Annotated in this window: 18 protein-coding genes and 3 tRNA genes; 9 read left to right on the plus strand and 12 right to left on the minus strand. The window is 34.9% G+C overall.

Translation table 11 applies throughout. From position 1 onward, the window contains the following. Positions 1-62: 62 nt before the first annotated feature. From FLA105534_RS07430 to FLA105534_RS07440, 3 genes are all read right to left on the minus strand, one after another. Positions 63-1133 carry an NADH:flavin oxidoreductase/NADH oxidase gene (locus FLA105534_RS07430; RefSeq protein ID WP_173965393.1) on the minus strand — a complete coding sequence of 357 codons (1071 nt, stop codon included), beginning with the start codon at positions 1131-1133 and terminating at the stop codon, positions 63-65. A gap of 344 nt (positions 1134-1477) precedes the next feature. After that, entirely contained in the window at positions 1478-1624 is a 147-nt protein-coding gene (locus FLA105534_RS07435; RefSeq protein ID WP_173965394.1) for a hypothetical protein, read from the minus strand. Between the two features lie 60 nt (positions 1625-1684). Next, positions 1685-2005, minus strand: coding sequence for a hypothetical protein (locus tag FLA105534_RS07440; RefSeq protein ID WP_173965395.1), 321 nt, complete (start codon positions 2003-2005; stop codon positions 1685-1687). Between the two features lie 360 nt (positions 2006-2365). Between FLA105534_RS07440 and rseP the strand changes: the two genes are divergently transcribed. The 3 genes from rseP to FLA105534_RS07455 all read left to right on the plus strand — a co-directional run bounded on the left by rseP (position 2366) and on the right by FLA105534_RS07455 (position 3976). Next, entirely contained in the window at positions 2366-3706 is a 1341-nt protein-coding gene (gene rseP, locus FLA105534_RS07445) for an RIP metalloprotease RseP (protein WP_173965396.1), read from the plus strand. Between the two features lie 86 nt (positions 3707-3792). Next, positions 3793-3866 (plus strand) — tRNA-Asn (locus FLA105534_RS07450). A gap of 36 nt (positions 3867-3902) precedes the next feature. Beyond that, a tRNA-Asn gene (locus tag FLA105534_RS07455) sits at positions 3903-3976 on the plus strand. Positions 3977-4126: 150 nt separating this feature from the next. On the opposite strand, the gene FLA105534_RS07460 is transcribed toward FLA105534_RS07455, so the two are convergent. Both FLA105534_RS07460 and FLA105534_RS07465 read right to left on the minus strand, forming a co-directional pair. Continuing rightward, positions 4127-4555, minus strand: a complete 429-nt coding sequence (locus FLA105534_RS07460; protein WP_173965397.1) for an SRPBCC family protein — start codon at positions 4553-4555, stop codon at positions 4127-4129. Between the two features lie 264 nt (positions 4556-4819). Next, positions 4820-4899 (minus strand) — tRNA-Leu (locus FLA105534_RS07465). A 228-nt stretch (positions 4900-5127) separates the two neighbouring features. Here FLA105534_RS07465 and FLA105534_RS07470 point away from each other — a divergent pair. The 4 genes from FLA105534_RS07470 (at position 5128) to FLA105534_RS07485 (ending at position 8445) form a co-directional block, all read left to right on the plus strand. After that, positions 5128-6069: a ribose-phosphate pyrophosphokinase gene (locus FLA105534_RS07470; protein WP_173965398.1), complete on the plus strand. Its 942-nt coding sequence runs from the start codon at positions 5128-5130 to the stop codon at positions 6067-6069. Positions 6070-6192: 123 nt separating this feature from the next. Continuing rightward, a complete protein-coding gene (locus tag FLA105534_RS07475; protein WP_166921521.1) occupies positions 6193-6804 on the plus strand; it encodes a 50S ribosomal protein L25/general stress protein Ctc in 612 nt (203 codons plus the stop codon). A gap of 267 nt (positions 6805-7071) precedes the next feature. After that, positions 7072-7698: an aminoacyl-tRNA hydrolase gene (gene pth, locus FLA105534_RS07480; protein WP_173965399.1), complete on the plus strand. Its 627-nt coding sequence runs from the start codon at positions 7072-7074 to the stop codon at positions 7696-7698. Positions 7699-7836: 138 nt separating this feature from the next. Next, positions 7837-8445 (plus strand): superoxide dismutase, encoded by a 609-nt coding sequence (locus tag FLA105534_RS07485; protein WP_217427692.1) that lies wholly within the window; start codon positions 7837-7839, stop codon positions 8443-8445. A 90-nt stretch (positions 8446-8535) separates the two neighbouring features. Here the strand turns inward: FLA105534_RS07485 and FLA105534_RS07490 are convergent, their stop codons facing one another. The 3 genes from FLA105534_RS07490 to FLA105534_RS07500 form a co-directional block, all read right to left on the minus strand. Beyond that, complete coding sequence (locus FLA105534_RS07490) at positions 8536-8880, minus strand: hypothetical protein (protein ID WP_173965400.1); 345 nt, start codon at positions 8878-8880, stop codon at positions 8536-8538. 699 nt (positions 8881-9579) lie between these two features. Continuing rightward, positions 9580-11478, minus strand: coding sequence for an amidophosphoribosyltransferase (locus FLA105534_RS07495; protein ID WP_173965401.1), 1899 nt, complete (start codon positions 11476-11478; stop codon positions 9580-9582). Positions 11479-11560: 82 nt separating this feature from the next. Beyond that, positions 11561-12484 (minus strand): PfkB family carbohydrate kinase, encoded by a 924-nt coding sequence (locus FLA105534_RS07500; protein WP_173965402.1) that lies wholly within the window; start codon positions 12482-12484, stop codon positions 11561-11563. 246 nt (positions 12485-12730) lie between these two features. Between FLA105534_RS07500 and FLA105534_RS07505 the strand changes: the two genes are divergently transcribed. Beyond that, positions 12731-13300 (plus strand): hypothetical protein, encoded by a 570-nt coding sequence (locus tag FLA105534_RS07505; protein WP_173965403.1) that lies wholly within the window; start codon positions 12731-12733, stop codon positions 13298-13300. 3 nt (positions 13301-13303) lie between these two features. On the opposite strand, the gene FLA105534_RS07510 is transcribed toward FLA105534_RS07505, so the two are convergent. Then, positions 13304-13699 (minus strand): hypothetical protein, encoded by a 396-nt coding sequence (locus FLA105534_RS07510; protein WP_173965404.1) that lies wholly within the window; start codon positions 13697-13699, stop codon positions 13304-13306. Continuing rightward, positions 13683-14270 carry an RNA polymerase sigma factor gene (locus FLA105534_RS07515; RefSeq protein ID WP_173965405.1) on the minus strand — a complete coding sequence of 196 codons (588 nt, stop codon included), beginning with the start codon at positions 14268-14270 and terminating at the stop codon, positions 13683-13685. The genes FLA105534_RS07510 and FLA105534_RS07515 overlap by 17 nt, the downstream gene beginning before the upstream one ends. 269 nt (positions 14271-14539) lie before the next feature. On the opposite strand from FLA105534_RS07515, the gene FLA105534_RS07520 reads away from it, so the two are divergent. Beyond that, positions 14540-14887 carry a DUF6249 domain-containing protein gene (locus tag FLA105534_RS07520; protein ID WP_173965406.1) on the plus strand — a complete coding sequence of 116 codons (348 nt, stop codon included), beginning with the start codon at positions 14540-14542 and terminating at the stop codon, positions 14885-14887. Positions 14888-14952: 65 nt separating this feature from the next. On the opposite strand, the gene rnhA is transcribed toward FLA105534_RS07520, so the two are convergent. Both rnhA and purN read right to left on the minus strand, forming a co-directional pair. Next, the gene (gene rnhA / locus FLA105534_RS07525) at positions 14953-15429 is read right to left on the minus strand and encodes a ribonuclease HI (RefSeq protein ID WP_055097607.1); all 477 of its coding nucleotides are present in this window, start codon (positions 15427-15429) and stop codon (positions 14953-14955) included. 165 nt (positions 15430-15594) lie between these two features. Further along, positions 15595-16158 carry a phosphoribosylglycinamide formyltransferase gene (gene purN, locus FLA105534_RS07530; RefSeq protein ID WP_173965407.1) on the minus strand — a complete coding sequence of 188 codons (564 nt, stop codon included), beginning with the start codon at positions 16156-16158 and terminating at the stop codon, positions 15595-15597. Positions 16159-16193 lie beyond the last annotated feature (35 nt).

Consider the following 16193-nt stretch of genomic DNA (forward strand, 5'->3'; position numbering starts at 1 on the left):
TGTTTACCACGAATCACCAATTAGAAGAAATTAAATTTGTGAATTTGCGGCGAATAAAAATATTAAAGTTTAGCTCTTTCGTATTGTTTGGGCCATTGAATTTCTTCGTTTAATTCTTTGGCAAAATCCAAAGGCAAATTCGGATTTCTAAGTGATTCTCTCGCAAACAAAATTACGTCGGCCTGACCACTGCTTAAAATTTCTTCGGCTTGTCTCGCTTCTGTTATTAAACCAACAGCACCTGTTAAAATAGAAGCTTCTTTTTTGATCTTCGCTGCAAAAGGAACCTGATAGTTTGGTTTTAAAGGGATTTGTTGGTGCGAAACTAATCCCCCTGACGAAGTATCGATTAAATCAACTCCTTTTTCTTTTAAAATTATTGAAAGTTTCACTGATTCTTCCGGATTCCATCCTCCTTCAGCCCAATCGGTGGCAGAAATCCGAACCAATAAAGGTAAATCGGACGGCCATTCTGATTGCACCGCGGCTACAATTTCTAAGGTAAAACGGATTCTATTTTCAAAAGTTCCTCCATACTCGTCAGTTCTGACATTTGTTAAAGGTGATAAAAACTGATGCAGCAAATATCCATGTGCTCCATGAATTTCCATAACCTGATAACCTGCTACAACGGCTCTTTTGGTCGCCGCTTTAAAATCTGAAACTACTTTTTGAATTCCATCCTTATCTAAAGCTTCAGGAAGAAAAGGTTCGTCATCATGATATGGTATAGCACTTGCCGAAACAGTATGCCATCCGCCCTTAGCGATATCCAGTTTTTTATTGCCTTCCCACGGTACCGAAACACTGGCCTTTCGTCCTGCATGCGCCAATTGAATTCCGGGAATAGCATTTTGCGACACAATAAATTTATTGATGATTTGAAGTTTCTCAATATGTTCTTCTTTCCACAAACCTAAATCTGAAGGAGAAATTCTCGCCTCAGGAGAAACTGCAGTGGCTTCCTGAATGATTAAACCCACCCCTCCACTGGCCCGACTGCCCAAATGAACCAAATGCCAATCGTTTGCAAATCCGTCTACTGCCGAATATTGACACATGGGTGAAATAACGATTCTGTTTTTTAAAGTAATATTTTTTATTGTAAGCGGTGAAAACAATAATGAAGCCATAGGTGTAACTTTTTTTAATGATTTTACACTACCAATTGGGTAAGTTAGTGTATCAAAAAGTAAAGTTAAAGCATCTATTCAATAATAGAAATCTAAATGTTTATTAATTAACAAACATTTAAAGCAAATTTTCTTTGCTTCACACCTTATAGTATTCCTTTTTAATCAAACAGACTGTTGTGATTCGCGGATTTATAGGCGTCACCATAATATCCCTTATAGAAAATACTCTATACGAACATAAGAACTTTATAAACGTAATACCAAATTCCACAGTAATCGCTATGATTTGTCTCCCCGCAATTTTACAGTATTTCAATAAGTATTTTTTCCCTTCAAACTCTTTAATTTTTTTTATTATTCTTATAATTTAAAACAACTACTATTGCAACTACTACCACTATAATAATTAATATTGTAAAAGTTAAAAAAACTTCGTTACTTACCTCTTGCGAAGCTAGCTTCCCATAATCAAAACCTTCTGATTCCATAATTTTAAAACCGTTCATTCATACTTTCTAACAAAATCATTTTCGTCTAATTCTTTTTTGCTATGACAAACTTATCAGAGTTCCGTCTAATAAAATTGGACGGAACTCCGAGCCTCCAAAAATTTCTTTCGCTTCTTCATCTTTAATTATGCTTAGAGAATAATGTAATACTAATTCAAACGAAGTTTCATAATAAAAACTCTCTCTCTTTTTGCAATACTTTAAAGGTGCATCAAGTCCTTTAATTATTCCCAGTTCATTATAAAGCTGACTTCTGCTTAGAAACATTCTTTTTGCAAAAACAGCCGGAGAACCTGTTTTTTCCTCACAGATTAACTCATGAATTCTTTTAATTCGCTCTATTTTCTTTATAAAATCCATCGCCTGCATTAAAAAATAAGTGAAACATAAACCCTTAAAAACCCACTATTATTTCTTCAAAAGAAAACTACATTTTTAAAAAGTAGGAAAATTATAAAAGATTTCTGCAAAAAGCTGTCTAAATAAGCCATAAGACTATCGTAATAAGACTTATTTTACATCCGTGTATCATTTTAGCATGAAGCAAGAAAAAAATACCTGCTGTTTTTCCCACTTTTTACGAAAAAGGCTTTAGTTCTGTCTTAAAAAAAATAAGAGTGAAGTATTAACAAACATTTAAAACCTTATGTATTATATTGCACTATCAAATTAAAATAGAAACGTTACTTTTGTGCGTTAAATACGAACTAAAAATACAAAATGGATATAGTTATCAAACTCTCTCAATTTCTATTGAGTTTATCTTTACTTATTATTCTTCACGAATTAGGGCATTTTATCCCTGCAAAATTGTTTAAAACAAGAGTCGAAAAATTCTACTTATTTTTTGACATTAAATATTCTCTCTTAAAAAAGAAGATTGGCGAAACTGAATACGGAATCGGATGGTTGCCATTAGGTGGTTATGTAAAAATCTCCGGAATGATTGATGAAAGTATGGACAAGGACCAAATGGCCCTTCCTCCACAACCTTGGGAATTTCGTTCGAAACCGGCATGGCAGCGTTTAATTATTATGTTGGGTGGTGTTACGGTAAACTTTATCCTAGCCTTTATTATTTACATTGGAATGGCATTTGCTTACGGTGATATTTATGTAGCCAATGCGGACTTGAAAGATGGTGTTTTGGTTGAAAACCCTGTAATGCTAAAAGCAGGTTTCAAAACCGGAGACAAATTCCTTGCTGTTGACGGACAAAAGATCGAAAATTTCGATAATGATATCAACATGAAAATTATCATGGCCAAAGAAATCTTAATCGAAAGAAACGGACAACGGCAAACCATAAAAATGCCAACTGACTTTGTCGATCAATTGTCAAAACAGGAAAAAGCGCATCTTGTAGACATGAGAATCCCTTTTGCGGTGGCAAGTGTTACAGAAGAATCCGGAAATACAGCTTTAAAAGCAAAAGATTTAATTGTTAGCCTTAACGGTCAGGACGCAAGATACTATGATCAGGTAAAAGCGATTTTAGAAAGCAACAAAGGCAAAACTATTCCCGCTGTTGTTTTACGTGATTTAAAGAAAGTGCCAATTACCGTTAAAATTTCTTCAGCCGGAAAACTTGGTGTTGGCGTCGGAGGTTTAAATATAGAATCCTTAGAAAAATTAGGATACTATAAGGTAAGCAAAAAAAGCTATACTTTCTTAGAATCAATTCCGGTTGGACTTACAAAAGGTAAAGATCAGTTGGTAGGTTACGGAAAACAACTTAAAATGATTTTCAATCCTGAGACGAAAGCTTACAAACAAGTGGGGGGTTTTGCAGCTATTTTCAACATTTTTCCAAGCAGCTGGAGCTGGGAAACCTTCTGGTCGATCACTGCTTTATTATCAATTATGCTTGGAGTAATGAATTTATTGCCAATTCCTGCTCTTGATGGTGGTCATGTCATGTTTTTATTATACGAAATAATTAGTGGTAGAAAACCGAGCGATAAATTCCTTGAAAATGCCCAAATGGTTGGTTTCGTTTTACTTATAGCACTGCTTTTATTTGCTAATGGGAACGACATTTATAAGGCAATTGTGAAATAGAAAAAAAAATCAATAAAAAGTGCTAAAATATTTTTGAGAAACTAAAAAACGTCTTATATTTGCACTCGCTAAAAAGAACAGCAACTTCCTCCTTAGCTCAGTTGGTTAGAGCATCTGACTGTTAATCAGAGGGTCCTTGGTTCGAGCCCAAGAGGGGGAGCAACTTTTTAGCAAACATATTTACCTTTAAGGTGATTCCTCCTTAGCTCAGTTGGTTAGAGCATCTGACTGTTAATCAGAGGGTCCTTGGTTCGAGCCCAAGAGGGGGAGCTTATCAAATACCACTTACAAACGTAAGTGGTATTTTTTTTATCCTTATATTTCATCCTGGCACACAGCCTACACCCAAACCCTATTCAATCATTCCCTCAAAACACCAAACAAACTCACGTACTCGTCGACTTTTAATCGAAACTAAAGCTAAAACTTTCGCTTTTGATACGGAGTTCCCTCCCCATCTTCACAATACGCCTTAAGACTCAAAAGAAACATTGCCCAGTTGTAATTACACCATTGATAGAATTCCGTCAACTCACGCCACTCAAAATGCCTCAAAACAACCACTGTCACACCACCTCTCTCTGTCAAATCAAACGAAATACCCGTTCCAATCCATTCCGGATCTGATTCCACACATTTCCACACTATTCTTTTATCAGGAGACAATTCAACCACTTTCATTCTTGTCACATCCTCATCTCCGAAACCAAACTCATTTACAAAACCTACTTCCGGCTTAACAACTAATTCCTCCGTCCAAACCGCACCAAGACCTTCCTGCGTTGTCAACACCTTATAGACCTCCGAAATTGACGACTTAATATAATTAACATGTTCTATTTTTTCCACACCTATACTAGATTATTATTTATATACTCAAAGTTAACAAGTTTCACACTACTCCAACACAAGCCGTTATCTCAAAATTCCAAGAACTTTAATTCACCTCTTCACCAAAGAACACACCCCTTCACAACATCAATAGGCCGCAAACCCACACAAACACAACAAAAAAACCCGCGGTTGAAACCGCGGGCAATATTCAAATCAAAGATCAAATTCAAAATTTATAAAGCACAAAAAAAGCCCCTTCTAAATAGAAGAGGCTTTAAGTACCCGGAGCCGGAGTCGAACCGGCACGGTTTCCCACAGGTGTTTGAGACCAGCGCGTCTACCAATTCCGCCATCCGGGCTTAGCAGACGAAAAAACAATCAAGATTTGATTATTTCAACGCAATAGAATAAGTTCATCATGATGTCATAACTGTGCTTATTCCTTTAACACGGTGCAAATGTAAAAAATAAAATTAAAAATTCTAATAAAAATACTTAATTTTTTCCTTTCAGTGTCCAATAAATTTTCTAAATTTGCACCTCGTTAAAACGAAGCACACACAACTAACTACAAAACAACAAATTAAATGTCGCACCTAGAACCAGAAGCTAAAATTTTTGCTTGTTCACAAAGTGTCTATCTTGCAGAAAAAATTGCAGAACAGTACGGAATTCCGTTAGGAAAAGTAACGATGTCGAAGTATAGTGATGGAGAATTCCAACCATCGTACGAAGAATCAATAAGAGGATTACGTGTTTTTATCGTGTGTTCAACTTTCCCATCTGCTGATAATTTGATGGAATTGTTACTCATGATCGATGCAGCAAAACGTGCATCAGCAAGACACATTACAGCTGTTATGCCTTATTTTGGTTGGGCAAGACAAGACAGAAAAGATAAACCAAGAGTTCCGATTGGAGCAAAATTAGTAGCTAATTTATTAGATGCTGCTGGAGCAACAAGAGTAATGACAATGGATTTGCATGCAGATCAAATTCAGGGGTTTTTCGAAAAACCGGTAGATCATTTATTTGCATCTACTATCTTTTTACCATACGTAGAAAGTTTAAAGTTAGACAATCTGACTATTGCATCTCCAGATATGGGAGGTTCAAAAAGAGCATACGCTTACTCTAAGTTCCTGGAATCAGATGTAGTAATCTGTTACAAACAAAGAAAAGCAGCCAACGTTATCGACACTATGGAACTAATTGGTGAAGTAAAAGGGCGTAACGTAATATTAGTAGACGACATGATCGATACAGGTGGAACATTAGCGAAAGCAGCAGATTTAATGATCGAAAAAGGAGCATTAAGCGTTAGAGCCATTTGTACACACGCTATTTTATCAGGTGATGCCTACGAAAAAATTGAAAACTCTAAATTAAGTGAGTTAATTGTTACCGATTCTATCCCATTAAAGAAAGAATCAAAGAAAATCAGAGTCGTGAGTTGTGCACCTCTTTTTGCCGAAGTTATGCACATGGTGCACCACAACAATTCCATTAGTGGAAAGTTTATAATGTAAAAGCAGTAAGCTTTAAGCCTTAGGCTATAAGCTTTATTACTTAGTACAGCAAAAGCTTGAAGCGTATTGCCTAAAGCCTATAGCAAATTAGAATATTTATTTAATAACTATATTTTTTTTACAATGAAATCGATTACAATTAAAGGATCAGAAAGAGAAAGCGTGGGCAAAGTGTCAACTAAAGCCTTACGTAATGCTGGAGCGGTTCCTTGCGTGTTATACGGAGGAAATCAGGCAGTACACTTCTCAGCAGACGCTGCAGCGTTCAAAAACTTGGTTTACACTCCAAATGCACACACAGTTGTGATTGAGCTTGGAAAAGGAAAATCATTTACAGCTATCTTACAAGACATTCAGGTTCACCCAGTATCTGACAAAATTTTACACATTGACTTCTTCCAATTATTTGATGACAAAGAAATCACTATGGAAGTTCCTGTAAAAATCGTTGGTACATCTAAAGGTGTTCTTGCAGGTGGTGTTTTACGTTTGAACCAACGTAAATTAAAAGTTAAAGCTTTACCTAAAAATCTTCCTGATTTTGTTGAAGCAGACATCACTCCACTTGAAATGGGTAACAAATTATATGTTACTAAAGTAGGATCTCCAGAGTACAAAGTTATGCACCCGGATAACACTGTTGTTGCTCAGGTAAGAATTTCTCGTGCTGCTATGAAAGCTGCTCAAGAAGCTGCAAAAGCTGCAAAAGCTCCTGCAAAAGGAAAGAAAAAATAATTTTTTTCAATTCAAAATACAAAGCATCAATCGAAAGGTTGGTGCTTTTTTTTTGCTTTAGAGGTACTGAGGTTCTGAGATGCTAAGGTACTAAGGTTCTAAGTTTTTTTTCTACAGGACGACTTCGGCTTCGCTCAGCCTGACAATGGAAATCATGTTTTCACAACCCCCTCAATAAATACAACAATCTAATTATCTCATTGACACATTTACAAATTATCCAATTAACCCATTGGCACATTCCTCAATTAAGTTTATTTTTGCGTCATGATAAAATGGATAACAAAACTGTTTTCATCAACACAAAAAGAAGAGAACACTGATTATATGAAAAAATACTTAATCGTCGGATTGGGCAATATTGGTGCCGAATATGTAAATACACGACACAACATAGGCTTTAAAGTACTTGATTTTTTAGCCAAAAAAGAAGGCCTTTCATTCGAGACTGTGAAATTGGGCGCCCTGGCCGAATATAAATTCAAAGGAAGAACCTTTTTTCTACTCAAACCAAACACCTATATGAACTTAAGCGGTAAGGCCGTAAAATACTGGATGGACAAGGAAAACATTCCACTAGAAAACATTCTCGTAATTACTGACGATCTGAACCTTTCTTTCGGAACGATCCGAATCAAACCAAAAGGCAGCGACGGAGGACACAACGGACTTAAGAACATTAATTTAGTTCTAAACACACAGCAATACACCCGCTTTAGATTTGGCATCAGCGATCAGTTCAAAAAAGGACAGCAGGTTGATTATGTTTTAGGAGACTGGGACGAAGAAGAAAAAGCAAAATTACCGGAACGCTTGGAAGTCGCCTCAGAAATTATTAAATCTTTTGGAACGGCCGGTCTTGAAAACACCATGACCACTTTCAACGGAAAGTAAAGATTTGCAGTTGGTTAAGATTCCAATAACCAAACCATCAATTAATTAAATGGAATAATAACGAAATAGTATTTTCTATTCCAAAGTTAAATGTCTAAATTTGGAATAAATAATTATAAATCATAAAATCATAATATCATGGCTTTTGAATTACCTCAATTACCTTATGCATATGATGCATTAGAACCACATATTGATGCCCGCACAATGGAAATTCACCATTCAAAACATCATAATGCCTATACTACAAATCTAAATGCGGCTATCGCCGGAACAGATTTGGAAGGAAAAACAATCGAAAACATCTTAATCAATCTAGATAAATCAAACGCAGCAGTTCGTAACAATGGTGGTGGTTTTTACAACCACAATTTATTCTGGACTGTAATGACTCCAAATGGTGGTGGATTACCAACAGGTGATTTATTAGCAGCTATTGAAGCTTCTTTTGGAACTTTTGAAGAATTTAAAGCAAAATTTGCTAAAGCTGGTGCTACACAATTCGGTTCAGGATGGGCTTGGTTATGTGTACAAAAAGGTGGAAAATTAGATGTTTGCGGAACTCCAAATCAAGACAACCCATTAATGCCGGAAGTAGGCTGTGGTGGAACTCCTATTTTAGGAATGGACGTTTGGGAGCACGCTTACTACTTAAACTACCAAAACAGAAGACCTGATTATATTGAAGCTTTCTTTAATGTAATTAACTGGACTGAAGTTGCAAGAAGATACGCTCTAGACAAGTAAGAAAATAGAGTAAAGAATATAGAAAAAAGACGGATGACTTAACGGTTATCCGTCTTTTTTTATCGTTTAATTTTCGGTTGAACACTTCATTTACATAATACTGGATATGATTAACATGTAGATCAGCAACGCCATAAAAAATAATACCAGATTAATATTACGCAATTCTTCCTCTTTCTTCATTTGCAAAGCTATGGTTTCTACAAACATATAGGCAAACCATACTATCGGAGCAAATATACTAAGCAACAAAAATTCAAACTCACTTCTATTACTCAAATTAGGAAGCGACAATAGCACGAGTGGTCCTCCCGCAATAATAGCCAAAATTATAATTCGGACAAGTAAATGTTTGACTCCACTTTTTCCTTTTAGAGCCACACCCCTTGAATTTCTATTACCTGCCTCAAAAGGCTCATTAAGTCCCTGATTCATTTTTTTTCTAGTTAATCTTATTATCCTTAATTATTTACACAAGACGCATTACTCTTCTAATTGAGCCCTAATATACCGCAAGAAAGAGTAATAAAAAAATTACAAAAAAAATAAATATGTGAAAATTAAGCAGTCTTACTGTTTGACTAAATTCTGAGTCAGATTAATATTTAGAATCCAACTTTCTTGTCGTTAACAGCAATTCTTCTTATACAGAAGAAAATAGAACAAAGATTATAGACAAAAAAGACGACTACCAAATGGCACTCGTCTTTTTTGTCGTTATATTTTGTCTTTACTCTATTCTCTTTGTTCTATACTCTATTCTCTTAAAAAAAGAAAATAAAAAAGGCGGAATCACTTCCACCTTTTTTGCCCCAAATCTACCATAAACTTAACCTACTAATGTTATGGTTCTGTAAATGTATGGCAGCTATTTTAATGAAAAAAACTTTCTAGACGAATGGCAAATATATCCGATGAAGTGACGTAAAATCTTACTTTAGAAATACTTGACTTTATTCCAATAAAAAAGGTGGAATTACTTCCACCCTTTTTGCCCCAAATCTACCATAAACTTAACCTACTAATGTTATGGTATTTCAAAAGTATTGTAGCTTTTCATTTTCACCAAACAAATAAGATGAACGGTAAAAAAAACCGATGAAATGCACAAATTAACCTTTTGTTAGTATTTTATTAATACGCTCTCGCGTCTTTCCCTTCGTAGAAGTTCATGAAAGCTCTATTCACAACACGGTTTCCACCTGGTGTTGGATAATCTCCGGTAAAATACCAGTCTCCAAGGTTCTTCGGACAAGCAATATGCAAATCTTCTACTTTTTGGAAAATGATTTTTACTTCAGCATTAATTTCAGGAGAGCTTAACATTTCGGCTATTTTAGCTGAAATTTCCTCAGGGGTAAACTGATCGTAAATTGCAGTAACATAGTTCACAACATCGCTATCTATATAATTTTCCTGAGCTTTACACTTCGCATAAACTTCATCAACGATATGATATAAGTTTCTTTCTTTCAATAAAGCCAAAGCCGCTCTAAAGGCTACAAGCCCTTCCAGCTTCGCCATATCGATTCCGTAACAGTCAGGGTAACGAATTTGTGGTGCCGATGAAACAATTACGATACGTTTAGGATTTAAACGATCCATCATCTTTATAATACTCATCTTTAAAGTGGTACCACGAACGATACTATCGTCTATAATAACCAGATTATCTGTTGGCTTGATTACTCCGTAGGTAACATCATAAACGTGCGCAACCAAATCATCACGACTACTATCTTCTGTAATAAAAGTTCTTAGCTTTGCATCTTTTATCGCCACTTTCTCTGTACGAATCTTTACAGCCAACAATTCCTGTAACGTCTCAGCCGTAAGCGTATTTCTGTTGGCTAAAATATAGTTATTCTTTCTTTGATTTAAAAAGTCCTGAGCCGCTTCAACTAATCCATAAAAGGATGTTTCGGCTGTATTTGGAATATAAGAGAAAACTGTGTTGTCTGTATCACTGTCGATCGACTCCAGAACAGCAGGTAAAATTAATTTTCCTAAATTTTTACGCTCCTGATAAATTTCAGCATCACTTCCTCTTGAAAAATAAATCCTTTCAAAAGAACATGCTTTTTTAACGGTTGGTTCCAGAATTTGATTCATAGAAACTGTTCCGTTTTTTTTGATGATCAAAGCATTCCCTGGTTCGATTTCCTGCACACTTTCAAAAGGCACATTAAATACCGTTTGAATAACCGGTCTTTCAGAAGCTACAACCACCACTTCATCATCCTGATAATAATACGCTGGACGAATTCCTGCAGGATCTCTAAAAACAAAAGCGTCACCATGACCTAACAATCCGGCCATAGCATATCCTCCGTCTAAGTTTTTAGCCGAACGGGCTAAAATTTTTGCAATATCCAATCGGTCGGCAATCACAGGAGAAGCTTCTCTCTTAGAATAACCTTCAAGTTTACAATCCTGATAAAGCTGCATCACCTCTTTGTCTAAGAAATGCCCAATTTTCTCCATAACTGTAACCGTGTCAGCCATTTCTTTTGGATGCTGACCAAGTTCTACTAAATTTTCAAAAAGCTCCTTAACATTCGTCATGTTAAAGTTACCCGCTAAAATTAGATTACGATGCATCCAGTTGCTCTGACGCAGGAATGGATGTACGCTTTCAATACTGTTCTTTCCGAAAGTTCCATAACGAACGTGCCCCAGAAACAACTCTCCTATATAAGGTATGTTTGCTTTTTGTTTAGCAACATCATCTGCATATTCAGGATGAGAACTCATCTCCTCATTAATACGCTCATTAATTTGCTTAAAAACATCCTGAATGGGTTGTGAATGATTGGAACGAACCCTGCTGATATAGCGCTCACCAGGTGCTACATCTAATTTGATGCTTGCAAAACCAGCTCCGTCTTGTCCACGGTTGTGCTGCTTTTCCATCATCAGATACATTTTCTGTATTCCGTAAAAAGCTGTTCCGTATTTTTCTTTGTAATATTCAAGCGGTTTAAGAAGTCTAACCAAAGCTATACCACATTCGTGTTTTAAAGCGTCGCTCATTGTGTTGTGTATTTTGTGTTGTTGTAAGTTGTGTGTATTAACGTAATAAAAAAGCCCCGTTATTATTCGAGGCTTTTGGGCATTATATTTCTATGTCAAACTGAGTTAACGACTTAAACTGTTGTAATCGAATCGCCACTTCAGCTTTGCTTAGGGTTTCCATCCTTTCTGTTCCAAATTTCTCTACACAGAATGAAGCTAAATTTGAACCGTAGATAATCGCATTTTTCATATTGCCAAACGAAATGTTTTCGCTTTGCGCAATGAATCCTGAGAAACCACCGGCGAAAGTATCTCCAGCCCCTGTAGGATCAAAAACATCTTCCAATGGCAATGCCGGAGCAAAGAATACTTCTCTATTGTGGAATAAAAGCGCACCGTGTTCTCCTTTTTTGATCACCACATATTTTGGTCCCAATTCCTGGATTTTAGCTGCTGCTTTTACTAATGAATATTCTCCAGAAAGCTGTCTTGCTTCTTCGTCGTTGATCGTGATTACGTCTACACGTTTGATAACGTCCAATAGTTCAGGTAAAGCACAATCCATCCAGAAGTTCATTGTATCTAAAACTACTAATTTTGGTTTTTTCTCTAATTGATCCAAAACACTACTTTGTACTAATGGGTGTAAGTTTCCTAACATTACCACATCAGCATCTTTATAGTTTTGCGGAACTTTTGGTTGAAAATCAGCCAAAACATTCAGTTCTGTTACTAAAGTGTCTCTTGAATTTAGATCGTTGTGGTACAAACCGCTCCAGAAAAAGGTTTTTCCGCCTTTTACAATTTCGATACCTGAGATATCAATATTTTTTGAAGTCAATAAATCCAAATGCTCTTGAGGGAAATCGTCTCCAACTACAGAAACAATAGCCGATTGCAGGTTGAAAAAAGATGCTGATAAACCAATGTAAGTCGCAGCACCACCTAATATTTTATCTGTTTTCCCGAAAGGAGTTTCAATCGCGTCGAAAGCAACCGTTCCAACAATCAATAATTTATTCATTTTATGAATTTCGAATTAGGGTGCAAAGATACTTCATAAGTTACAATATTGCAACGGTTTAGGTTCTCAAAATTTTCATAAAAAATCAAGGCCGTTTTCGGGGGTAAAACTATTGTAAATGAGATATTTATATTAAAATCTTTTAAAAGATTAAAATAGGTTTTTAGGATTTAAATCGCAATACTTGTTTTCGAAAAAAGGTTTGAATGTTTTTGATTAGATTTGTGTAAATATCAAACCTTATTTATGAAGAAAATTTTGTCTTTATTAATGCTTTTTTGCTTTTTTAGTTCCTGCGAAAGAAAAGAACCAAATTTTTCTAAAGAGATGATTAAGAAGCTGGCTTATGAAAATGATAGTAAGGGCGGAATTATATCTTTAAATGCCTATAATTTTTTAGACTTTTATGTTTTAACTGATAATAATGAAATCCATCAGAGTTCTAAGAGTGAATTATGGTATATTCATAATCAATACTACTCTAAAGAATTTGTATCATTTGAAAATTTTTTAGATGCTATTTTGAATAAATCATTTACTCTAAAAAAGAAAAGATTGAAGAAAATTACTCATTTTACAAGCTTTAGACTAAATTCCAAAATTCAAAAAGAATATTCTGTTTTAGGATTTGATAAATTTCTAAAAAAATATTCAAAAGAAACAACAGCTAAAAGATTAGCTCTTAATCGAGCAACTATAAAAGACGGTGAATATTTAACTATCGCATACTTTTTATACAAGAACAAATATGATATAAGCTCCGATTGTTATCTGGCAATTGATTATTTAAGAAAAAGAGAAGATTCTTTTAAATAAATTCTACAACTCATACTTTTTATCAAAATAATTCTTCAAAACCCCAAGCTGAATGAGCATCATAAATGGAACAACTAAAATAGCATATAAAACATTTTCAGAAAAATGAATACCTGAAAACAGTGTCGAAATTTTATCTGCATAAGAACTTCCTGTTTCTACAGTAGCATTGCTTCCGTTAAAAAACGAAGCATAAACAGCCAAAGCCGCCAAACCAAAGCCAATCACAAACCAGGTAAACTTAGAAATTAAAGGTTTGTAAATTTTAACCTTGCTCTGTTCAGCCACCAAAACCTGAGCCATTACTTTTGAGGTAAAATCAATTGATGGCGCATCCAAAGGGATTTCGCTCATCATTTTATCAATAAGATTTTCTAAGTTTTTATCGCTCTCTTTCATAACACTGTACTATTTCTGGTTCTAATTGTTTTTTCAAAATTACGGCTAGTTTTTGTCGGCTTCTAAATAATTTCACCTTGACATTGTTGGCTGTAATTCCCATAACTTTTCCAATTTCTTCTAAATTCTGATCTTCAAAATAAAATAAAGTTAACAGAATGTTTTCTTCTCTCGGCAACAGGTTTAAACAGTTCTGAATCGTCTGCTTTCGTTCTTTATCCTCCAAAGCACTCAAAGCATTGTCCATAGTCTTAATCAAATGTGCCGAAAACTCATCTATCGAAATATTAAGATCTTCTTTTTTATTTTTCTTCAAACGATCTAAACAGGTATTGTACGTTACTTTATAAGCCCAGGTTGAAAATTTCGAATCACCCTTAAATTTACCCAGCGAACTATAAATTTTAACAAAAGTGTCTTGCGAAACTTCTTCAGCCTCTTCCCTGTTTTTAACCATTTGAAGTGCCAGAGTAAAGATCATATTCTTATAACGATCTACCAGTACGGCAAACGCATTGGTCTCGCCCTGCAGAATTTTATCGATATAATGTTGATCTGGTATTGTACTCATATTATATAGGACGATAGTTTGTTATTCCAGGTTACAAGAATTTTAAAATAAATCTCAAAAAAATAAATTTTAAATCTCAAGTTTCAAGTTTCAAAATCTGATCTTTGAGTACACTAGCACTTTATTAAAGTTTAGATATTCAAAATTAACTCATAATCAGCATGTTTTGGGATTTGGAATTTAAAAATTGATTTTTTTTACCAAAACTTGTAACCTAAAATTAAAAGGTATCGTCCTATGGAGTATCAATCAATTAAACAATAAAAAATATGGGACCAGAAATTTTAGTACCAATAAGCCTGTTTCTAATGATCTTCGGGATCATTTATCTTATTTACTCAACCAGAAACAGAGAGCGTTTAGCACTTATCGAAAAAGGCGTTGACGCTAGCATCTTTTTAAAAGGGAGCGGAAAAGGTGTTCCGACCTGGAAGGTTCTTGTTTTAAACCTGGCCTTTCTATTAATAGGAAGCGGTGTTGGTATTTTCGTTGCCTTACTTATTACAACTTATACTTCGCTGTCAGATTCAGCAGTATATCCGTCTATTATTTTTATTATGGCAGGAGTTGGTTTACTTGCCGGATTCAGCAAAGCAAAAGATTTAGACAAAGAGTAAAAACAGTAAGTAATACTTTTAACAACAACAAAACGCGTCGAAACCATTGTTTCCGACGCGTTTTTTTATGACTTTGAGCCAATGGTTTCGTAATAAACATCGACAGAAAGATTCTTTTGCATGGATGCCATAACTGCCAATTCATCGCAACGTTCGTTCTGAGGGTGATTGTTATGACCTTTAATCCATTTAAAATCGACCTGATGTTTGCGGTAGATAATCAGGAAACGCTTCCATAAATCAGGATTTTTCTTACCGGTATAGTTTTTTTTCTCCCAGCCAAAAACCCATTTCTTTACAACAGAATCGATGACATATTTTGAATCGGAAACTACCAAAACTTTCATGTTTGGCTTTTTCAACTTTTCGAGCCCCACAATTACAGCCAAAAGCTCCATTCTATTATTGGTAGTAAGACGAAAACCTTCATAGAATTCTTTCTTATGGGGAGTTCCTACCAATTCCATCACTACACCATACCCCCCGTTTCCGGGATTTCCTTTTGCAGCGCCATCTGTATATATATGTACTTCGTGATTCATTCTCTTTAGACTTCTTAGATGTTTTAGATTGTTAGACTTCTTAGATTATTGGATTTTTAGACTTCTTAGATTATTGAACTATTGGATCTTTAGGTTTACTTGATTTTAGCAAAACCTGAAAAAACATTAAGCATTTAAAAAAAGAAATCTAAGGATCTAAGAAGTCTAAGCTTCTAATATTCTGGAAATAATTTCCGGAAAATACTTTTGTTCCAGTTCATGAATCTTTTCGGCCACTGTTTCCGGCGTATCCTCTTCGGTTAGAGCTACGCTTTTCTGAAAGATGATACCACCTTCATCATAATTTTCATTTACAAAATGAATAGAGATTCCTGTTTGTTTCTCTTTATTATCAACTACAGCTCTGTGTATGTGCATGCCATACATTCCTTTACCTCCATAATGAGGTAAAAGCGCAGGATGTATGTTTATTATTTTATCCGGATATTGTTCTATTATATGCTCTGGAAATTTCAATAGGAAACCTGCAAGAACTATCAGATCCGGATCTATTTCTTGTATTTTTTGTAAAACATTTCTTTCTAAAAGTTCGTTTTTTGAGAAGATTTCGACTGGAATTTGATGATTTTTTGCTCTTTCAATAACTTTTGCTGAAGCGTTATTTGTAAAAATCGAAACGACGTTTGCAATTTTGGTCTTCGCAAAATATTTTATAATGTTTTCAGCATTAGTACCTGATCCTGAGGCAAAAACAATAATTTTTTTCATAATCCAATTTATTTTTAGACTGCAAAAAACGGAAT

Source organism: Flavobacterium collinsii, assembly GCF_902804485.1.
Classification (GTDB): domain Bacteria; phylum Bacteroidota; class Bacteroidia; order Flavobacteriales; family Flavobacteriaceae; genus Flavobacterium; species Flavobacterium collinsii.

Bases quoted from the DNA above. Each gene is read 5' to 3' on its own strand.
- FLA105534_RS07440 (WP_173965395.1), bottom strand. From the start codon at position 2,005: ATGGATTTTATAAAGAAAATAGAGCGAATTAAAAGAATTCATGAGTTA.
- FLA105534_RS07495 (WP_173965401.1), bottom strand. From the start codon at position 11,478: ATGAGCGACGCTTTAAAACACGAATGTGGTATAGCTTTGGTTAGACTT.
- FLA105534_RS07475 (WP_166921521.1), top strand. From the start codon at position 6,193: ATGAAATCGATTACAATTAAAGGATCAGAAAGAGAAAGCGTGGGCAAA.
- FLA105534_RS07490 (WP_173965400.1), bottom strand. From the start codon at position 8,880: ATGAATCAGGGACTTAATGAGCCTTTTGAGGCAGGTAATAGAAATTCA.
- pth (WP_173965399.1), top strand. From the start codon at position 7,072: ATGATAAAATGGATAACAAAACTGTTTTCATCAACACAAAAAGAAGAG.
- FLA105534_RS07515 (WP_173965405.1), bottom strand. From the start codon at position 14,270: ATGAGTACAATACCAGATCAACATTATATCGATAAAATTCTGCAGGGC.
- FLA105534_RS07500 (WP_173965402.1), bottom strand. From the start codon at position 12,484: ATGAATAAATTATTGATTGTTGGAACGGTTGCTTTCGACGCGATTGAA.
- rseP (WP_173965396.1), top strand. From the start codon at position 2,366: ATGGATATAGTTATCAAACTCTCTCAATTTCTATTGAGTTTATCTTTA.
- FLA105534_RS07435 (WP_173965394.1), bottom strand. From the start codon at position 1,624: ATGGAATCAGAAGGTTTTGATTATGGGAAGCTAGCTTCGCAAGAGGTA.
- FLA105534_RS07510 (WP_173965404.1), bottom strand. From the start codon at position 13,699: ATGAAAGAGAGCGATAAAAACTTAGAAAATCTTATTGATAAAATGATG.
- rnhA (WP_055097607.1), bottom strand. From the start codon at position 15,429: ATGAATCACGAAGTACATATATATACAGATGGCGCTGCAAAAGGAAAT.
- FLA105534_RS07470 (WP_173965398.1), top strand. From the start codon at position 5,128: ATGTCGCACCTAGAACCAGAAGCTAAAATTTTTGCTTGTTCACAAAGT.
- FLA105534_RS07520 (WP_173965406.1), top strand. From the start codon at position 14,540: ATGGGACCAGAAATTTTAGTACCAATAAGCCTGTTTCTAATGATCTTC.
- purN (WP_173965407.1), bottom strand. From the start codon at position 16,158: ATGAAAAAAATTATTGTTTTTGCCTCAGGATCAGGTACTAATGCTGAA.
- FLA105534_RS07485 (WP_217427692.1), top strand. From the start codon at position 7,837: ATGGCTTTTGAATTACCTCAATTACCTTATGCATATGATGCATTAGAA.
- FLA105534_RS07430 (WP_173965393.1), bottom strand. From the start codon at position 1,133: ATGGCTTCATTATTGTTTTCACCGCTTACAATAAAAAATATTACTTTA.
- FLA105534_RS07505 (WP_173965403.1), top strand. From the start codon at position 12,731: ATGAAGAAAATTTTGTCTTTATTAATGCTTTTTTGCTTTTTTAGTTCC.